General features: G+C 69.4%; 14 protein-coding genes and 1 rRNA gene. 3 read left to right on the top strand and 12 right to left on the bottom strand.

Annotated features, from left to right (window positions below):
* Positions 1 to 86: 86 nt before the first annotated feature.
* From BKH33_RS09315 to metG, 7 genes are all read right to left on the bottom strand, one after another.
* Entirely contained in the window at positions 87 to 2,012 is a 1,926-nt protein-coding gene (locus BKH33_RS09315) for an ATP-binding cassette domain-containing protein (protein WP_003780662.1), read from the bottom strand.
* The gene (locus tag BKH33_RS09310; protein ID WP_043538780.1) at positions 2,012 to 3,004 is read right to left on the bottom strand and encodes a 4-(cytidine 5'-diphospho)-2-C-methyl-D-erythritol kinase; all 993 of its coding nucleotides are present in this window, start codon (positions 3,002 to 3,004) and stop codon (positions 2,012 to 2,014) included. The genes BKH33_RS09315 and BKH33_RS09310 overlap by 1 nt, the downstream gene beginning before the upstream one ends.
* Complete coding sequence (gene rsmA / locus BKH33_RS09305) at positions 3,001 to 4,098, bottom strand: 16S rRNA (adenine(1518)-N(6)/adenine(1519)-N(6))-dimethyltransferase RsmA (protein WP_076142708.1); 1,098 nt, start codon at positions 4,096 to 4,098, stop codon at positions 3,001 to 3,003. The genes BKH33_RS09310 and rsmA overlap by 4 nt, the downstream gene beginning before the upstream one ends.
* 114 nt (positions 4,099 to 4,212) lie before the next feature.
* Complete coding sequence (locus tag BKH33_RS09300) at positions 4,213 to 5,139, bottom strand: resuscitation-promoting factor (protein WP_003780681.1); 927 nt, start codon at positions 5,137 to 5,139, stop codon at positions 4,213 to 4,215.
* A 187-nt stretch (positions 5,140 to 5,326) separates the two neighbouring features.
* Positions 5,327 to 6,343: a G5 domain-containing protein gene (locus tag BKH33_RS09295; protein ID WP_003780653.1), complete on the bottom strand. Its 1,017-nt coding sequence runs from the start codon at positions 6,341 to 6,343 to the stop codon at positions 5,327 to 5,329.
* A gap of 280 nt (positions 6,344 to 6,623) precedes the next feature.
* A complete protein-coding gene (locus BKH33_RS09290) occupies positions 6,624 to 7,550 on the bottom strand; it encodes a TatD family hydrolase (RefSeq protein ID WP_076142707.1) in 927 nt (308 codons plus the stop codon).
* A gap of 6 nt (positions 7,551 to 7,556) precedes the next feature.
* Positions 7,557 to 9,404, bottom strand: a complete 1,848-nt coding sequence (gene metG, locus BKH33_RS09285; protein ID WP_003780669.1) for a methionine--tRNA ligase — start codon at positions 9,402 to 9,404, stop codon at positions 7,557 to 7,559.
* Between the two features lie 376 nt (positions 9,405 to 9,780).
* Here metG and BKH33_RS09280 point away from each other — a divergent pair, with 376 nt between their 5' ends.
* The gene (locus tag BKH33_RS09280) at positions 9,781 to 10,860 is read left to right on the top strand and encodes a hypothetical protein (protein WP_003780673.1); all 1,080 of its coding nucleotides are present in this window, start codon (positions 9,781 to 9,783) and stop codon (positions 10,858 to 10,860) included.
* A 112-nt stretch (positions 10,861 to 10,972) separates the two neighbouring features.
* On the opposite strand, the gene BKH33_RS09275 is transcribed toward BKH33_RS09280, so the two are convergent.
* Positions 10,973 to 11,575 carry an isochorismatase family protein gene (locus BKH33_RS09275; RefSeq protein WP_003780647.1) on the bottom strand — a complete coding sequence of 201 codons (603 nt, stop codon included), beginning with the start codon at positions 11,573 to 11,575 and terminating at the stop codon, positions 10,973 to 10,975.
* 111 nt (positions 11,576 to 11,686) lie between these two features.
* Entirely contained in the window at positions 11,687 to 12,604 is a 918-nt protein-coding gene (gene rsmI / locus BKH33_RS09270) for a 16S rRNA (cytidine(1402)-2'-O)-methyltransferase (protein WP_003780664.1), read from the bottom strand.
* Positions 12,605 to 12,657: 53 nt separating this feature from the next.
* On the opposite strand from rsmI, the gene BKH33_RS09265 reads away from it, so the two are divergent.
* A complete protein-coding gene (locus BKH33_RS09265; RefSeq protein ID WP_003780658.1) occupies positions 12,658 to 14,823 on the top strand; it encodes a dolichyl-phosphate-mannose--protein mannosyltransferase in 2,166 nt (721 codons plus the stop codon).
* A gap of 43 nt (positions 14,824 to 14,866) precedes the next feature.
* On the opposite strand, the gene BKH33_RS09260 is transcribed toward BKH33_RS09265, so the two are convergent.
* Positions 14,867 to 15,874, bottom strand: a complete 1,008-nt coding sequence (locus tag BKH33_RS09260) for a hypothetical protein (protein ID WP_003780654.1) — start codon at positions 15,872 to 15,874, stop codon at positions 14,867 to 14,869.
* 84 nt (positions 15,875 to 15,958) lie between these two features.
* Here BKH33_RS09260 and BKH33_RS09255 point away from each other — a divergent pair, with 84 nt between their 5' ends.
* The gene (locus BKH33_RS09255; RefSeq protein WP_003780657.1) at positions 15,959 to 16,549 is read left to right on the top strand and encodes a TetR/AcrR family transcriptional regulator; all 591 of its coding nucleotides are present in this window, start codon (positions 15,959 to 15,961) and stop codon (positions 16,547 to 16,549) included.
* A gap of 319 nt (positions 16,550 to 16,868) precedes the next feature.
* Here BKH33_RS09255 and BKH33_RS09250 read toward each other — a convergent pair whose 3' ends face one another.
* A complete protein-coding gene (locus BKH33_RS09250; protein ID WP_232621487.1) occupies positions 16,869 to 18,137 on the bottom strand; it encodes a serine hydrolase domain-containing protein in 1,269 nt (422 codons plus the stop codon).
* 138 nt (positions 18,138 to 18,275) lie between these two features.
* Positions 18,276 to 18,392 (bottom strand): 5S ribosomal RNA (gene rrf, locus BKH33_RS09245).
* Positions 18,393 to 18,498 lie beyond the last annotated feature (106 nt).

Genomic DNA, 18,498 nt, shown 5'->3' with positions numbered 1-18,498 from the left:
CCCTCGTCCCTTCCTCACCGTTCTTCCCCGCCCCGTCCCGGTTTCCCCTCGAGGTCCTCCATCAGGGCGCGACGACCGCACTCGGATCAGGACTCCACCATCTCAGCCGCCTCGAGCCACTGCTCCTCCAGCTCGGCATGGGATGCCTCAGCGGCCACGAGCTCGCGGCCGAGCTCGGCCAGCTCCCCCACCCGGGCCGGATCGGCTGAGACCTCCTCCATGCGCACGTGCAGCGCAGCGACCGCCTGGGCCGAGCGCTCCATCTTGCGCTCGATGCGCCCCAGCGCCTTCCTGGCCTCGTGGCGCCTGGCCCCGCTCGAGGCACTGCGCTCGGCCGGGGCCCCGCCCGTGGCCAGCGTCGTCGTGGACTCCGCAGAACCGGCTGAGGCTCGCGCCCCCCTCGATCCTGCGGCCTCACGGCGCAGCTGGAGGTACTGCTCCACCCCACCGGGCAGGTCGCGCACGCTTCCGTCCCCCAGCAGGGCCACCTGGTGGTCGGTGACCCTCTCCAGGAGGTAGCGGTCATGGGAGACGACGACGAGGGTGCCGGGGAAGGAGTCGAGGATGTCCTCGACGGCGGCCAGGGTGTCGGTGTCCAGGTCGTTGGTGGGCTCGTCGAGCAGGAGCACGTTCGGCTCGGTCATGAGCAGCCGCAGGAGCTGGAGGCGACGGCGCTCTCCGCCGCTGACCTCGCCGACCCGGGTCCAGGCGCGCTGGCGGGTGAAGCCGAGACGCTCAACGAGCTGAGCGGCGGTCATCTCCTTGTCACCGACGACGACCCTCTCCCCCACCATGGCCACGGCCTCGACGACGCGCAGGTCCGCGAGCGCGTCGAGCTCGTGGGTGGACTGGGACAGGGTGGCCACCTGGACGGTCTTGCCACGGGCGACACGGCCGCCGGTGGGCTCCTGGACGCCTTCGAGCAGGCGCAGCAGGGTGGTCTTGCCGGCTCCGTTGACGCCCACGACGCCGACGCGCTCACCGGGTGCGAGTCGCCAGGTGACGTGGCGCAGGATCTCCCGCTCCGACGAGGCCGCGACCCCGTCGGCCCCGTCGGCACAACCGGAGGGGACCGGGTGGCGCACGGTGACGTCCTCGAGGTCGAGGACCTTCTTGCCCAGGCGGGCGGTGGCCATGGCGGTCAGGGCCACGGTGTCGCGCGGAGGCGGTACGTCGGCGATGAGGGCCTCGGCGGCCTCGATACGGAAGCGGGGCTTGGAGGTGCGGGCCGGGGCGCCGCGGCGCAGCCAGGCGAGCTCCTTGCGCAGGAGGTTCTCTCGCTTGACGGCGGCCACGGCTGCCTGACGAGCGCGCTCAGCCCGGGCCAGGACGTAGGCGGCGTACCCGCCGTCGTAGGTCTCGATGCGGCCGGCCACCTGGGGGCGCCCGCCGCCGGGGTCGACACCGGGAACGACCTCCCACACATTGGTGCAGATGGCGTCCAGGAACCAGCGGTCGTGGGTGACCGTGACCAGGGCGCCGGAGCCTCGGCCGCCGGGGCCGGAGAAGCGGGCCTGGAGGTGGCGGGCCAACCAGTCGACGCCCTCGACGTCGAGGTGGTTGGTGGGCTCGTCAAGGATGACGACATCGGCACGGCGGGTAAGGACCGCTGCCAGGGCGACGCGGCGGCGCTGACCGCCGGAGAGGGTGGCGACATCCGCATCGAGGTCGAGGTCGGCGATGAGCCCAGCGTGGATGTCGCGCACCGACGGATCGGAGGCCCATTCGTGCTCGGGGACCTCACCGGGGATCGCGGTGCGCACGGTAGCGCCCGGCGGCAGGTCGTCGGACTGGCTGAGAACGGCCACGCTCACGCCGCCGGTGCGGGTGACGCGGCCGCCGTCGGGCTCCCGCTGGCCGGCCAGCGCCGCCAGGAAGGTGGACTTGCCGGCGCCGTTGGGGCCGAGGACCCCCACCCGGGTGCCGTCCTCGATCCCCAGAGTGACATCATCCAGGAGCAGGCGGGAGCCCACGGTCAGGCGCAGGTTCTCCACGCCGAGCAGGTGCGCCATCAGCCCACCACCCGGGCACCGGACACGGGGGCGTCGGCACGCAGGACACCGGCGACCAGGCCCGAGGCCTTCAGCGCGCGCGAGACGCGCTGGGCGCTGCCGGGGTCCTCGACCAGAGCGGCGATGGTGGGTCCGGAGCCGGAGACGATGGCGCGCAGGGCCCCGGCCTCCTCGGCCACGGCGATGACCTCGGCCAGCTCCGGGCGCAGGTCGAGGGCGGCAGCCTGGAGGTCGTTGTCAAGGGAGTCCGCCAGAGCACGGGCGTCGCCGGCGCGCAGGGCCGCGGTCAGGGCCTCGGGCACGTCGCGCACCGCGGGTTCACCGGCACCGGCCAGCTCGTCGAAGCGGCGGAAGACCGCCGGCGTGGACAGCCCGTCCTCGGCCAGGGCGAAGACCCAGTGGTAGGAGCCTCGGGTCATGATCGGGGTGACGAGGTCGCCGCGGCCGCTTCCGACGGCAGTGGCCCCGGTCAGGGGGAAGGGCACGTCGGCCCCGAGGCGGGCGGCCAGGGCGGAGAGCTCGGGCAGAGGGAGTCCCGTGCCCCACAGGGCGTTGCAGGCCACGAGGGCGGCAGCGGCGTCGGCCGATCCCCCGGCCATGCCGCCGGCGACGGGAACGCGCTTGCGCAGGAGGAGGTCGACGCCCTCTCCCACACCGGTGGCCTCGGCCAGGAGCTTCGCGGCCCGCACGGCCAGGTTGGAGGCATCGGTGGGGACGTCGGCATCGGGCTCCTCAAGAGTGAGGGTGACGGTGCCGTGGTCCTGGGCCGACTGGCGGCGGGCGGTGACGGTCTCGATGAGACGGACCGCCTGGAAGACCGTGGTGAGCGGGTGGTAGCCGTCGGGGCCGGGGGCGCCGACGGACAGGAAGAGGTTGACCTTGCCCGGGGCCTCGACCCGCACGGAGCTGGCCGAGCCGCTGCGGGGCGAGGCCGACGATGAGTCGCAAGAGGGACTGGTGGGACCGCTGGGAACGGCGCGCAGATGGCTCATGACTGCTCCTGTGAGGTGAAGGAAGACGCGGACGCGGCGGCGCCGTCGGCATCGGCGGGGTGCAGCGCCTCGGCCAGGGCGGCGAAGGCGGCGATGTCGAGGGTCTCGCCGCGCCGCGCCGGGTCGATGCCGGCGGCGCGCAGGGCGGTCTCGGCGGCGTCGGCTCCTCCGGCGAGCTTCGCCAGGGCCTTGCGCAGGGTCTTACGGCGCTGGGCGAAGGCGGCGTCGACGACGGCGAAGACCTGCTCGCGGGTGGCGCGCGTGACCGGGGGGCGGCGTCGGACGAGCTCGACGAGGGCCGAGTCGACGTTGGGAACGGGCCAGAAGACGTGCCGGGAGATGGTCAGGGTGCGGCGGACGGCGGCATACCAGGCGGCTTTGACGCTGGGGACGCCGTAGGTGCGCGAGCCGGGCTCGGCGGCGAGGCGGTCGGCGACCTCGGCCTGGACCATGACGGTGATGGTCTCCAGGCTGGGCAGCGCCTCCAGGACGGTGAGCAGGACGGGGACGGCCACGTTGTAGGGAAGGTTCGCCACGAGGCGGGTGGGCGGCTGCGCCCCGGCCTCCCCCAGGGGCTCGGGTCCGGTGATGCTCAGCGCATCGGCCTCGATGACGCTGAGGCGACCGGCGGCCTGGGGCATGCGGTTGGCAACAGTGACAGGCAGGGCCCGGGCCAGGAGGGGATCGATCTCGACGGCGATGACGCGCGCCCCGGTCTCCAGGAGTGCCAGGGTCAGGGAGCCCAGTCCCGGCCCGATCTCCAGGATCGTGTCATCGTGGTGCACGCCCGCGCTCTTCACGATGCGGCGCACGGTGCCGGCGTCGTGGACGAAGTTCTGCCCCAGGGTCTTGGTGGGGCGGATCCCCAGCGCCTGGGACAGGCCCCGGACCTCGGTGGGCCCTAGGAGACCGGAGGCTCGCGAGCCGGGCGCTGCGGGGCCCTGAGAATCGTGAGGGTCCTTGCGGGTGCGGTCCGCACAGGCGGGGTCGGATGAGACCTCCGAGGCGGTCTCGCGGGTTCCTGCAGGGTCAGGCCCGCCCATACGGGCGGATCCTGCCGAGGGCACCTGCGCATCGGGTACCGGCAACGTCATGGGGACACAGTAACCGGCGTCAGATGGTTGTCACTATGAGCTACCTGGGAACACGCCGTATGCTTCCTGCATGGTCGGTCGCGCCTCTCAGGTCGCGCGGGCCGCTCCGGCGCCTCAGCGCAGGCCGAGCTTGTCGGCGCAACCGGGCCACTGGCCCCAGCCGGACTGAGCCTGAAGCTTCTTGGCCATGGCGGTCTGGGTCGCGGCATCGGCCTCGTGCGGGTAACCGGTTCCGCCCAGGGCCTGCCAGGTCTCCAGGGTGAACTGGTACATGCCGTAGAAGCCATTGCCGGTATTGGTCTGAGGGTTACCACCGGACTCGCACTGAGCGAGCTTGGCCCACACGTCGTCACCGACGTCACCGCCGGTCGTGCCGGCGCTGCCGCCGGATGCCGAACCTCCAGAGTCTGCGGAACCTCCAGAACTGCCAGAGCTGCCAGAACCGCCAGAGCTGCCGGAGCTGCCGGAGGAGTCCGACGGCGCCGAGGGCGCGGGGGTCTGCTCCTGGGACTGCGGCTGCTCCTGCTTCTTGGCGGCGCCGGTACCCACGAGGACGACCTCATCCACCTTCTGGGTGACGACGACCTGCGCGATCGGAGTGCGGGAGACCTCCTTGCCGCCGACGGTGGTGATCTCGTAGGTGGTACGCACGACGCCGTCGACACCCGGCGTGGCGACCTTGGTCTCGCCCTGAGGCAGGTCACTGCTCTCCTGCTGGACGGTGCCGTGGGGATCGGTGGCATCAACCGTCTCCGTGGTCACCTTCTGGGCACTCGGCGTGACCGAGACCCCACTGCGTCCGCCCTCGGCGCCGAGAATGTCGGCGTGCTGGTTCGCCGTGTCGGAGGACGAGCCGTTCTGGCCGACTCGCACGGCGGCGTAGGCACCTCCTGAGACCGCCACCGACAGGGCCAGGGCCGCCAGACCGGCGCGCAGCGCCATGGTGCGTGTGCTTCGGCGTTCCTGGTCCGCCTCCTGCGAGGCCGGGGCGCCCGGGTCCTCCGGCAGGGCATGGGCGTGGCGATGGGGGGTGGGAGTCACGGGGAGACGTCCTTCCAATCGACGACGAGCGTCACGGTAACGGAACGACGAAGGTCCTGACAATAAGGCACCTCACCCCGATGTGAGTCGCCTCTCACTCAACACACGCCCGGCGGCGCCCACTCCGCGAGGAAGGGGGCGCCGCCGTGATGCGAGATGCCTGCGAACCCAAGCGGGTCCGGTCGACTCAGTACCAGCCGACGGACTCGGAGTGGGCCCAGGCGGAGCAAGGAGTGCCGTAGCGGCCGGAGATGTAGTTCAGGCCCCAGGTGATCTGGGTGCTGGGGTTGGTCTCCCAGTCGCTGGCCACCTCGCTCATCTTGGAGCCGGGCAGCGCCTGGGGGATGCCGTAGGCGCCCGAGGAGGCGTTCTCGGCCTGGTAGTTCCAGCTGGACTCACGGTTCCACAGGTTCTCCAGGCAGGAGAACTCGGAGTCCCCCCAGCCATGGCCGGCCATCATGGACCGGGCGATGGCCTTGGCGCTCTCAGGGTCGGTCCCCGCGCCGGGGTCGGCAGCCGGGGCGGGCGTGGAGGGGGCGGCATTCCCCTGAGCGCCCTGAGCACCCTGAGCGTCCTGTGCGGCGGAGTCGCCGGAGGACTGCTGGGCGGCTGCAGCGTCCTGCTGCGCCTGCTGAGCCCCGGTGCCGACGAGGACGACCTCATCCACCTTCTGGGTGACGACGACCTGCGCAACCGGGGTGCGGGAGATCTCCTTGCCGTCCTGGGTGGTGATCTCGTAGGTGGTGCGCACGAGCCCGTCGACGCCGGCGGTCTCGACCTTGGTCTCACCCTTGGGCAGGGCGTCGCTCTCCTTCTGGACCGTGCCGTGAACCTGCGGCTCATCGACGGTGGTGGTGGAGATCTCCGCGCTGGCGATCTTGCCGGCCCCCTGCTTCTCGGGAGCCTCAGTGGCCTTCGGCTTCCCATCGGCCTCACCGCCGATCAGTCCGAAGGAGCCGCCTGAGGAGGAATGCCCCTCGTCACCACCGGCGGAGATGGCCGCGTAGGCGGCTCCGGAGACGGCCAGAGAGAAGGCGGCTGCGGCGCCCCCTGCCTTGAAGAGCATGGGGGTCAGTGCGGTCTTGGCGGGGCCTTCGGCGCGTCGGCGGCCGTGAGCACCGGGAGCGGTCCGCTTCTTGGCGGCCATGGATCCAAGGCCGGCGAGTGTAGTACTCAGGGAGCTGGTCTGGGAGTGACGACCCACGATAGAACTTCCTTCGTTTGACGACTGCATGTCACCGTAACCGATGACCAAGGGGCGTGCCAATGCGCCTGCTCACACCCCGAGGGCTTGTGACCGAACCGTGCGGGCACCCCCTGATTCCTCGCTGCTTTCCGCCTGAGACCAGTCTGAAAGAACGGTGGTAGCCTGGGAGTGATTCGTCCGGACATATTCCGTCCTATGACGACTGCGCGCGCCCCTTTGCCAGACTCCGATACGCTCACGACCCGCGCCCCGCAGGACATCAGGGGTGAGGCTCGTCCTACCAGGCCCCGTAGACGGTCTCGGTGGTGGCCTGCAGGCGACGGCAGAGCAGCTCCTCGCTCAGCCCCCGCTGCTCGGCCAGGAAACGGACCGTATCCCCCATGAGGTAGGAGGCGTTGGGCCGGCCGCGCCAGCGCTTGGGAGGAAGGTAGGGCGCGTCGGTCTCCACCAGGAGGAGCTCATCGGGCAGGACGGCCGCGGCCTCGCGAAGGGGCCCGTTGGCCGGATATGTGAGCGGGCCCGCGATCGAGGCGTACCAGCCGCGCTCGGCGCAGACGGCGGCCAGTTCCGGGCCGCCTGAGAAGCAGTGGAACACGGTGCGCTCAGGGGCGCCGTCAGCCTCCAGCACCTCCACGCAGGCGGCGTGCGCGTCGCGGTCGTGGATCTGCAGGGGCAGGTCGAGGTCCTTGGCCAGGGCGATGTGCGCTCGGAAGGCCTCACGCTGAGCGGCAGCGCCCTTTTCACCGGTGCGGAAGAAATCCAGTCCGCTCTCTCCGACGGCGACGACGACGTCGGCGTTCGCCCTGAGCGTCTCCTCCAGGCGGGCGATCACGGACTCGATCGGCTCGGTGTGGTGCTCCTGCGCACGAGGAGCGAGCCCGTCAGGCCCGGTCTCGCGAACCCCGGCGTGGAGGACGGCCTCATTGGGATGCACGGCCAGGGCCACGCGCACGCCCGGCAGGTCTCGGGCCAGGACCACGCTCTCCTCCCAGGTGGTGACCTCGCAGGCGGAGGTCACCACGCGGGTCACGCCGACGGCGGCGGCGCGCTCAACCAGCTCGGCGGCACTCAGCGGCACCTCGGACCCGGGCCCGTCGACGTCCGCCGCGACCGGCAGGTGCGTGTGGTTGTCGGTGACCGGAGCCGCCAGGGGGGCGACGGCGTCGGCCGGCGGCCATGAGCGATCGCGCTTCCTGGGGCTCATAGGAGCTCAGGCGCCGGTGACGTCGTCGGGCACGGAGCCGGCATAGCGGGCCAGCTCGGCCTCGATGATCGACTCGTCCAGCTTGGTGAACACAGGAGTCGGCTTGGCCACGGGGGTACCGACAGTGACCGGGTGACGTTCCCAGGTGGGGGCGTCCTGGTAGTCGCCGGTGATGATCGGGTAGCCGGTGCGCCCGTCGAAGGCCTCGGGCAGACGCTCGGGGTCGAGCTCGTCGACCTCCTCGATGCGGGGCATCGGGGCGATCCGGCCGTTTCCACCCAGGACCCGGTCGACATCGTTGGCGGCGTGCGGCAGGAAGGGCGAGAGCATGAGATTGAGATCGGTGACCACCTGGGCCAGCGTGTGCAGGACCGTGGCCAGACGGGCCTGGGTCTCCGGGTCGTCGCCCTTGAGCTTGAAGGGCTGGGTGTCGGCGACGTACTTGTTGGCCTCGCCGACCAGCCGCATCGCCTCCCCCAGGGCCGCTTTCTGCCGGTGCTGGGCGATCAGGTCGCCCACGGAGGCGAAGCCGGCCTCGACGGCGTCGAGCAGGGCCCGGTCGATGTCCTGAAGCTCGCCGGGCTCGGGGATCTGCCCGAAGCGCTTGTGGATCATGGAGGCGGTGCGGTTGACCAGGTTGCCCCAGCCGGCCACGAGCTCGCCGTTGGTGCGACGCACGAACTCCGCCCAGGTGAAGTCGGCGTCCGCGGTCTCCGGACCGGCGGCGCAGATGAAGTAGCGCAGGGCGTCGGCCTGGTAGCGCTCAAGGAAGTCACGCACGTAGATGACGATGCCGTGGGAGGAGGAGAACTTCTTGCCCTCCATAGTGAGGAACTCGCTGGAGACCACCTCGGTGGGCAGGTTGAGCACGCCCAGGCGTCCGGGCTCACCGCCGTTCTTGCCCTGGCCGTTGTAGCCCAGGAGCTCGGCGGGCCAGATCTGGGAGTGGAAGACGATGTTGTCCTTGCCCATGAAGTAGTAGGACAGGGCCTGCGGGTCGTTCCACCAGGCGCGCCAGGCCTCGGGGTCGCCGCTGCGGCGCGCCCACTCCACGGAGGCGGACAGGTAGCCGATGACGGCGTCGAACCAGACGTAGAGACGCTTGGTGGGCTGGTCCTCCCAGCCGGGCACCGGGATTCCCCAGTCGATGTCGCGGGTCATGGCACGCGGGCGGATGTCGCCCAGGAGGTTCTGGGAGAACTTGATGACGTTGGGCCGCCAGGTACCGGAGGCCTCGCGCTCGTCGAGCCAGGCGCCCAGGGCCTGGGCCAGGGCGGGCAGGTCCAGGAACCAGTGGGTGGTCTCCACGAACTCGGGGGTCTCACCGTTGATCCGCGAGCGCGGGCTGATGAGATCGGTGGGATCGAGCTGGTTGCCGCAGGTGTCGCACTGGTCCCCGCGGGCGCCCTCGGCACCGCAGATCGGGCAGGTGCCCTCGATGTAACGGTCGGGCAGGGTGCGTCCGGTGGAGGGGGAGATCGCCGAACGGGTCACCTGCTGGACCATGTAGCCGTTGTCCCGCACGGTGGTGAACATGTCCTGGACCACGTGGTAGTGGTTGCCTGCGGTAGTACGGGTGAACAGGTCGTAGGACAGGCCCAGGGCCACGAGGTCCTCGACGATGAGCCGGTTGTTGCGGTCGGCGAGCTCACGGGCGCTGAGGCCCTCCTCGTCGGCGGCAACGAGGATCGGGGTGCCGTGCTCATCGGTGCCCGAGACCATGAGGACGTCATGACCGGCCATGCGCATGTAACGCGAGAAGACGTCTGAGGGAACACCGAAGCCGGCGACGTGGCCGATGTGACGCGGGCCGTTGGCGTACGGCCAGGCGACTGCGGACAGGATGTGGGTCATGGGGCCACCCTATCCGGTTCCCGACCGTTTCAGTCCCCACCGGCCGGGCGCACCAGCGTCATGGGTTCGATGCGGTGGAGGCGGCGGCCCCGTTCAACGAGTCGATGCCCCTGGCACCGCCGCGGGCACGGCCTCAGATACCGCTCGCGGCACGCTTGGGCCCCGGGGCGTCGCGCCGACTGGGGACCCGGCGTGCCGCACAGCCTGCGGATGCCCACCGGTAGCCGGTACTCTGTCCGGAGTCATACGGCAACCGCTCGACTCATGTCTAGACATGTCTGTGAGATGCTCCCGTCTCGCGATCGAGCCTCGTCCGCCCTCATGACATGTTCCCGCACGCCTCCGACATGGACACGATGGACCAGGAAGGCCAGCTATGTCCCAGTATCCCGGCTACCAGTACCCCGGCTCGCAGTACCCCGGATCCGTTCCCGGCTCCCAGCACTCCGCGAGCTCAGCCGGCTGGCCGGCGAGCAGCTATGACCCGGCCCTGGCCGGAGGGCAGCCTGCTCAGTACCCGTCGGCCGACCCCTTCCAGACATCTGAGGCCATCTACCCGGGAGCCGCCAACCAGCCAACGACGTCGAAGAGCCTCACGGCTCCGACTGTCCTGGCCGCGGCCGGACTCGCCGTCCTCCTCCTGGCCATCATCGGTGGGATCGGTTCCTCGGTGACCCGCGGACAGTTCGACGCCACCATCACGAGCCTTCCGGACGATCAGGCCGCCACGGTCGAGCTGGACAAGGGCAGCACCTACGGACTCTTCTACAGCGACGGTGACGACGCACCGGACTGCTCAGTCACCTCACCCAACGGCGACGATGTCACCACGAAGTCCAGCTCATCGTCCACCAAGGTCAAGGGCTCCAAGCTCTTCACAACCTTCTCCTCCAAGGAGTCGGGCGCCTACACCGTCGACTGCAGCAGCGCCTCGGGAGTCTCCGTGGGGGAGATCGTCGCCCCCTCGTCGGCGAAGAGCACCCTGCTGTCACTGTTCGGGCTCGTCGGCGCGATCATCATCGCCATCATCGGGATCGGCATGGGTGCCGGCGGTATGGCCTGGCGCTCCAAGCTGGCCGCAGCGAGCGCCACGCCCGCCCCGACCACCGCAGCCGGATCATTCGGCGGGATGACCGGCGCAGAGCCCGGAGCCCCGAACGTCTACACCCAGGGCGCCTGGCAGACGGACCAGCAGGCTCAGGGGGGCCAGTACGCGCAGCAGCCCCAGTACCAGCAGCCTGCGCCGGCCGCTCAATCAGCCCCTTACGCGCCCTCGGCAACCGGGGCCGGAGCGCCCCAGTACCCCCAGTACCCGCAGACGGCTCCGACCGCCCAGTTCGGCTGGGCCGGGCAGCAACCGGTTCAGCAGCAGCCGGGGCCGGAGCAGCCCTCGGTGTTCACTCAGCCCGTGCAGCCGGGCCAGTACAACCAGCCCGGTGGCTGGCCGGCGCAGTAGCCAATCCCCTTGATACCGCACGGGTGCCCTTGCCGACTCAGCCTCGGCAAGGGCGCCCGTGCGTCAGTCAGACCCCTGGGAGCGAGGGCCGCTGCGGTCTCAGAGGAGGCTCTCAGCGCGTGGGGGTCAACTCGACGCCGGCGGCACGCATGTCGTCTCGGGCTGCGCGCCCCAGCTCGGGGCTGACCGGCTCGGTGAGGTCGGTCAGGACCCGCACCCGGTAGCCCTGCCCGACAGCGTCCAGGGCGGTGTCCTTGACGCAGTGGGACTCGGCCAGCCCGACGACGTCGACGGCCTCGATGTCAGCGGCTCGCAGGATGTCCGCCAGGCCGCGCCCGTCGTCGTCGACGCCTTCGAAACCGGAGTAGGCGGCGGCGTACTGCCCCTTCTTGACGGCGGCGTCGGCGACGAGGCCGTCCAGGGCGGGATGCAGCCGGGCCTCGTCGGTGCCGGCCACACCGTGGACGGGCCAGGTGTCGATGAAGTCGGGATCGGGAGAGAAGTGGTCACCGGGGTCGATGTGCCAGTCCTGGGTGGTGACCACCAGGGCGTAGTCGTCCCGGTGGGTGGACGCGTAGGCGGCGATCCGCTCGGCGACGGCGTTGCCGCCGGTGACCGCCAGCGCGCCGCCCTCGCAGAAGGTGGGTTGGACGTCGACGACGATAAGGGCCCGGCGCACGCGGTCCCCCGGACCATTGGGCTGCTCGTTGCTCATGAGCCGACCATAGCGGAACCGACCCGGCCACGAGCCTCGGTGGCCTGAGGTACCTGACCCGGTCGAGGCGCACCGGGCCGGGTTGAGGACGGCCGTGCAGTGCCCCGCGGCTCAGGCCGTGGTCTCACGCAGCTCGAGGGCGGCCCGGTAGACCTCGTTGGGGCGCAGACCGAGCTCACCGGCCACCTGGGCGGCCGCGGCCTTGAGACGCATGCCGGTCCCGGCCAGCGCCAGGGCCCGGCGCGCGGCGTCCTCGGAGCCGACGACGACCGGCTCGGCACCGGCGACGACGAGGACCACCTCCCCCAGGACGCCGTCGGCCGTGGCCCGGACCAGCTCGGCCAGTGGGGCGCGCAGCACCTCCTCATGAGTCTTGGTCAGCTCCCGGCACAGTGCCGCCGGACGCTCACCGCCGAGGACCTCGGCCATGGTGACCAGGGCGTCGTGGACACGACGAGGGGACTCCAGGAAGATCATGGTGCGCTCCTGGGTGGTCAGGGACTCCAGCGCGCGTCTCCGTTCCCCCGGTTTACGGGGTAGGAAGCCCTCGAAGCAGAACCGGTCGGAGGCCAGCCCGGACAGAGCCAGCGCGGTCAGGACCGCGGAGGGTCCCGGAGCGACGGTGACGGGCACCTGGACCTGGACGGCCGCCTGAACGAGTCGGTAGCCGGGGTCGGAGACGGACGGCATGCCGGCGTCCGAGACGACCAGGACGCGTCTGCCGTCCCGGGCGGCCTCGAGCAGCTCGGGGGCGCGGTCGCGCTCATTGTGCTCGTGGAAGGCGATGACGCGGCCCCGGGTCTCAACGTCAAGACGCTGAGCCAGGGCGCGCAGCCGGCGGGTGTCCTCGGCGGCGATGAGGTCGGCCTGCTCCAGGGCGCAGCGCAGGCGCTGGGAGGCATCGGAGACGTTACCGATCGGGGTGGCGGCCAGGGTGATGGTTCCAGCGCGCAGATGAGGGCTGTGGGCGGGGAGCGCGGCACCGGCGGATTCGGCATCGTCCTCGGCGGGCGAGATGCTGTCAGTCATAGGACACAGTATGTCGGTGCGACCTCCATGACACCTCCGCCTAGACTCGGGGTGTGACGACTCCGAGCGCACTGTCTCCCGAACAGTCCCCCGAGCAGTCCTGCGACGGCTCCCTCGACACGGACGTGGAACAGGAACGAGCACAGGAACCTGCCCCGACACAGGCTGAGACGCCGGATACCGCTCCGGCCGGGCCCGACGCCGGCGGGCGCACCGAGACCGAGCTGCGCACTGCGCTCGGTCTCGGCCCGGTGGACCGCGTGCTGCCCCGTGCTGTGAGGATCCGTGGGTGGATCGCCACCGGCGTCGTCGGCGTCATCGCCGCCCTGCTGCGTCTTATCGGGCTGGGCCACCCCAAGACGCTCATGTTCGACGAGATCTACTACGTCAAGGACGCCTATGCCCTGTGGCACCTGGGCTACGAGGGGAACTGGGCGAATAACTCCGATGCCGCCTTCGCCTCCGGGGACTTCTCCGGACTGTCCACGGAGGCGGCCTACGTCGTCCACCCCCAGCTGGGCAAATGGCTCATCGGCGCCGGCATGGAGGTCTTCGGACCGTCGTCGTCCTTCGGTTGGCGGGTCATGCCAGCCATCGCCGGGATCCTCACGGTCATCCTGCTGACGCGCCTGACAATGCGCCTGACCCGCTCCCCTCTGCTCGCGGGCCTGGCCGGCTTGTTCCTGGCGATCGACGGCGTGGCCCTGACCGAGTCCCGTATCGGGCTGCTGGACGTGTTCATCGGCTTCTTCGCCACCTTGTCCCTGTACTGCCTGGTGCGCGACCGGGAGTGGTCGCGGGCGAGACTGGCCCGCAGAATGGCCGGGACGAAGCCCGGAGCACGGGCACCGCACGCCACGATCCGCCCCTGGCTGCTGGCCACCGGTGTCACCCTGGGACTGACCTGCTCGATCAAGTGGTCGGGGCTCTACCTCGTCGCGGTCGTCGGCATCGCCGTCGTCATCTGGGACACCCTGGCGCTGCGGCGGGTGGGGGCACGAGCCTGGTTCCTGGAGGGCACGGTCGCTCAGGGCGTGAGCGACTTCTTTCAGACGGTTCCGGTCGCGGTTGCGGTCTACGTCGGGTGCTGGTGGTCCTGGTTCACCCACCCCCTTGCCTTCAAGCACGGGTGGACGGCGGAGCAGCTCGAGCAGGGCGGGCCGGTCCCTCTCCCCTGGCTGTCCAGCTATGTCGACGACTCGCTGTTCCAGAAGATCAACGACTTCGTCGCCTACCACCAGCAGATGTACGAGTTTCACGTGGGTCTGGCCTCGCCACACACCTACCAGTCGAAGCCCTACGGCTGGCTGCTGCAGACCCGGCCGACCTCCTTCTTCTGGGAGGACAAGACGCAGGTGCCGCAGACCTGCTGGGGCGGCGACTGCGTCCAGGCGATCACCTCGATCGGGAACATCGTCATCTGGTGGTCGGCGGTGGCGGCGCTGGCGGCCGTCGTCATCATCGGGCTGAAGAACCGTGACTGGCGGGCATGGGTGCCCCTGCTCGGCTACCTGGGCCTGTACGTGCCGTGGTTCCAGTACAGGGACCGCACGATCTTCACCTTCTACACGGTGGCCTTCGTCCCCTGCGTCGTGCTCATCCTCGTGCTGGCCCTGGGGATGGCTGCGGGCCTGGTGCCACCGCTGCCGGGGTCCAAGAGTGCTGAGGCACAGGTGGAGGCCCTGAGGAAGCGGCAGATCGGTCCGGGCATCCGGCCCTGGCGCGGGGTGGGGGCCCGCTTCCTGGGCTTCGGTCCGCAGTTCGGGCGCACGCAGGTGTGGACACCGCCGGTGGTGGAGACCGACCCGGGCATGTACCGCATTGTCGAGACTGCCGGCAATGCGGATGACGACCTCGAGGCGGAGGACGGTGCCCCCGCTGTCGCCGTCGACGCCCTCCCCCGGGCCGAGCAGGACGGTTCACAGCGGGCTCAGGCCATGGCGGAGCTGACGGGTTACGGCACCACAACGGCTACGGCACCGGACGTCACCAGCGACAACGACGAGCTGGAGGGAACCAGTCGGCGCAGCCCGTGGGCAACGCTGAAGAACTGGACGTCAGTGCCCACATGGCAGATCCGCTCCGAGGGCATCTTCCTCATCATCATGGTCACGGCCCTGGCCTGCGTCGCCGCGGCCTTCTGGTGGCCGATCTGGACCGGGCAGAACGTCTCGCGCGCCTTCTGGCTCTATCACATGTTCCTGTCGTCCTGGATCTAAGCCGGACGTCCGGTGCCGCAGCAGCCGGGGCACACAGCCAGAATCAAGCCTGGCGAGATCGCCGCGACCGACGCTCCGTGATGGTCAGCAGGCCGATTCCGGCCAGGATCCACGCGAGCGGGACGGCATAGCCCCACTGCCATCCCGCTCCGTTGAAGTAGGCCTGGTTCAGGACGGCGCGCACGACGTTACCAGTGGGAAGCAGCCTGCTGATGATCTGATACGGAGGCGTCAGGAACGGCATCGGCAGGATCCCGGTGGCCGTGGCGTTGCCCAGCGTGACGAACAGGACGGCTGTCACCACCTGCCCCAAAGGGCCGACGACTTCGAGGAGAGCAGAACCCGTCGTCACCGCGGACAGGCACAGGAGCGAGACCATGGGCCAGCTGCTCCAGAAGGTACCGGGTGCGATGGCGAACCATGAGTCGAGCATGAGGGATACCAACAGGCCGGCGATGGCAGAGACCCCCAGCATGACTGCCAGCCGGGCTCGCAGTGACAGCCCAACCTGGGAGCCGACCGACGACAGCGCCTGGGAGAGGACGAAGCCGGTCAGAGCGGTACCGAACACTGCGAAGAACACGCTTCGGCCCGGGGAGGCGTTGGCCGCCACCTCCGGGGTCGTGTTGGTTACCCGCACCACCATCCCCGAACGCTCCGAGACTCGCTGCGCCACCGGCCGCATGTAGGCCAGCACGGAGGTTCCATCAACGCTGGTGTAGTACAGTTCCACGCTTCGAGCCTCCCCATCCAGCGAAACAACACCGTAGACCTCGTGGCGCGAGAGGCGCTCAAGCCCCTCCTCGCGACGAGTCATCTGAACCAGCCGGTACCCATCGCCCACAGCATCCTGCAGACGTGATGCGTCGGCACCAACGACAGCCACGGGCAGACGGTGCGGCTCCGGGGCGTTGAACACCTCGATGTAGAAGTAGCTGAAGAGCACTCCGGTCAGCAACGCGGAGATGGCCACGGTGAGCACCGCACGAACGACGGTCGCGCGCGGAACGGAACGGGTATTGACGGCGTCTTCGGCAGACGATGAAGACATCAGATCCTCCTGTAGTCATTGACCGATAACCAAATGAGGTTATCAGTCAATGACTACAGGTGTCACGGCGTCTAGGATGATCCCATGAGGGAGCCATCCACATCCGGCGACGCCGAGCCAAGGACGTCGGGGCGTGACCGCATCCTGGAGGCGGCACTGCACCTGTTCGGCAGATACGGGTTTGCTCGCATCACCACCGACCGCATCGCCCGTGAGGCCGGCGTCAGCCAGGCCTACGTGGTGCGTGCCTTCGGATCCAAGACCAAATTGATCCGGACCCTTTGCGAGCAGGCCTCCACACACATCGAGGAACTGTTCCGCGACACCGCTCCCTTGAGCGACCCCGGCCAGCGCCGCGAGTTCAGCAAGCGTTTCCAGGAGCTGGCCTTCTCGTCTGACGAGCTCAGGCTCCTGGCTCAGCTGTTCGTCTGCGGCACCGACGAGAAACTCGGCCCGCTGGCGCGCGAAGGATTCACTCGAGTGGCCCATCTGCTGCACGACGACCTGGGCATTCCACGTGAAGAGACCAGAAGCCTTCTCGCCGTCGGAATGCTGGCAACGACATTGTCAGCACTCGACTACGACCGCCCGGCGGACCCGCTCGTTGAGTACCTCTTCACGGGCGAGGCGCCCCTTGGAGACGACTCCACTGCTGGGAGTGGCCATTCTTCATAGTCCAGCCCCGTCCGGGTGGAGTATCTCGCCTGGGACTCGTTCAACCCCAGTCCGGCGGCTCATGCCTTCATCGACTCCATTCCAGCGCCTTCAAGGCAGCCACGCCACTGACCGACGTCTTCTTCACAGACAGCACGTACTGCGTTGCCATGAAGAAGACGTCGGCGTTGAGGGCCGGCCTGGACCACTGAGAGTCAACGGGTCCGGGGCAGGCACGGTGGACTCTGCACCTGGGCGGCGGAATCGAGCACCTGGCTGGGCACGCTCCGAGTCAAGCACATGCGCAGCCGCGAGGTGCCCGAGTCCGTTTCCGAGCCCATCACTTGTGGCACAGTGTGGCGTCGACGGCGTCCTTGTTCCGCTGGTGCTTCTCCTTGGCGGAGCTCTCCGGGTTGTTCTGGTCGGCGATGGCTGTGGGCAGGGCGGTCACGGCGACGGTGACGGCGGTGCCGTCAGGTCCGACGGCGTTGTCGGTCTGGTACCCGTGGATCGTCCCGCCGTGGCCCCAGGAGGTGCCCCCGCAGCTGAGCGGAGTACCGATGAGGCCCAGCCCGTACACCGTCCCCGGTCCAAGGTACGAGCTGGCGTCAACCGCTCCGTTCTTCATCTCGTCGATGCTGGCCTGGGTCAGCAGCCTGCCGTCGAAGACGGCCTGGAAGAAGGTGTTGAGCTCGCTCGGGGTCGAGACCATCGCACCAGCCGCCCACCCCCAAGCCGGATCCATCTCGGTAATATCCTCCAGCTTGCCCTCAGCACTGAGGTGGTACCCCTGAGGGTGGGTGCCCTTGATGCTCCTGTCTCCCGGGGCCGGGAAGTAGGTATGCGACAGACCCAGCTTCTTGACGATGCGCTCATCAATCTGCTCACCCACCGGCCGCTGGGACACCCGCTCAACAAGCATCCCCAGCACGATGTAGTTCGTATTGGTGTACTTCCACTGGGTCCCCGGCTCGAAGGCCGCCGGCTTGCCCAGAGCCGTGCCCAGCAGGTCCCTGGGCGGGATGTAGTGGTCCTTGACTTGGAAGATATCGCCGCTACCGGGAGTGGTGTCGGTGTACTCGGGCAGGCCGCTGGTGTGCTGGAGGAGCTGGCGCACCGTGATCTTTGAGCCGTCAATGCCCTCGCCCTTGATGAGGCCGGGCAGGTAGGTCTCGATCGGCTCATCAAGCCCCACCTTGCCCTCCTGAACCAGCTGCATGACCACCACGGCCACAAAGGTCTTCGTGTTCGACCCAATCCTCACCTCACCGTCCATCGGCGGGGCCTGACCCGTCTCCAGACTGCCCTTACCCACGGCCACCCCCGCGGACTCGCCCTTGCTGTCCGTCACCGCCGCCAGCGCCGCCGGGTAACCGGCCTCCACCAGCCCCTGCGCCCGGGACTTCAGGCTCTCAGCCTCCCCCTTCGACGGCGCCGCCGACGCCGCACCACCAGCGGCACCCAACGCGATCGCCGCCGCCACAGGCACCGCCAACACCCGCCACACCAGCAACCGGCGACGAGACGAGCGGGACGACGACGGGCTGGTGGCAAGGTCTACGGATCGAGGGCTGCCATGAACTGCTCTGCTATTGCGTGTGTTGCTCATGACCCCAGTGTCGACAATTCACCGGCCGAACACCCTCACCTACAGCACAGCACCCACTGTCCATCAGGACAGTCCGCGCACAACAAGAAGCCGGCTCGGAACCGTTGTGTTGCGGTTCCGAGCCGGCTGGTGGTGTGTGCTCGGTGGTGTCCTACTCTCCCGCACCCTGGCGGGTGCAGTACCATCGGCGCTGTCAGGCTTAGCTTCCGGGTTCGGGATGGGGCCGGGCGTTTCCCTGTCGCTGTGACCACCGAGACGACTGAACAGGCAGTGCGTCAGTGTGTTCCTGTGATTGTGTTGTCGGGTCGCCTACCGACACACGCACGAGCACGCTGGGTGCTTGTGTGTGGTTGGGGGGTGG

It is taken from the genome of Actinomyces naeslundii, assembly GCF_001956585.1.
Taxonomy (GTDB): domain Bacteria; phylum Actinomycetota; class Actinomycetes; order Actinomycetales; family Actinomycetaceae; genus Actinomyces; species Actinomyces naeslundii.
Note: the sequence above shows the minus strand (reverse complement) of the source record. Positions and strands in the feature narration are given on the sequence as shown.

What these genes read in the sequence shown, in the direction of transcription:
- metG (WP_003780669.1), bottom strand. Translation starts at nt 9,404, where the DNA reads ATGACCCACATCCTGTCCGCAGTCGCCTGGCCGTACGCCAACGGCCCG.
- BKH33_RS09280 (WP_003780673.1), top strand. Translation starts at nt 9,781, where the DNA reads ATGTCCCAGTATCCCGGCTACCAGTACCCCGGCTCGCAGTACCCCGGA.
- BKH33_RS09275 (WP_003780647.1), bottom strand. Translation starts at nt 11,575, where the DNA reads ATGAGCAACGAGCAGCCCAATGGTCCGGGGGACCGCGTGCGCCGGGCC.
- BKH33_RS09315 (WP_003780662.1), bottom strand. Translation starts at nt 2,012, where the DNA reads ATGGCGCACCTGCTCGGCGTGGAGAACCTGCGCCTGACCGTGGGCTCC.
- BKH33_RS09290 (WP_076142707.1), bottom strand. Translation starts at nt 7,550, where the DNA reads ATGAGCCCCAGGAAGCGCGATCGCTCATGGCCGCCGGCCGACGCCGTC.
- BKH33_RS09310 (WP_043538780.1), bottom strand. Translation starts at nt 3,004, where the DNA reads ATGAGCCATCTGCGCGCCGTTCCCAGCGGTCCCACCAGTCCCTCTTGC.
- BKH33_RS09250 (WP_232621487.1), bottom strand. Translation starts at nt 18,137, where the DNA reads ATGAGCAACACACGCAATAGCAGAGCAGTTCATGGCAGCCCTCGATCC.
- BKH33_RS09255 (WP_003780657.1), top strand. Translation starts at nt 15,959, where the DNA reads ATGAGGGAGCCATCCACATCCGGCGACGCCGAGCCAAGGACGTCGGGG.
- rsmA (WP_076142708.1), bottom strand. Translation starts at nt 4,098, where the DNA reads ATGACGTTGCCGGTACCCGATGCGCAGGTGCCCTCGGCAGGATCCGCC.
- BKH33_RS09260 (WP_003780654.1), bottom strand. Translation starts at nt 15,874, where the DNA reads ATGTCTTCATCGTCTGCCGAAGACGCCGTCAATACCCGTTCCGTTCCG.
- rsmI (WP_003780664.1), bottom strand. Translation starts at nt 12,604, where the DNA reads ATGACTGACAGCATCTCGCCCGCCGAGGACGATGCCGAATCCGCCGGT.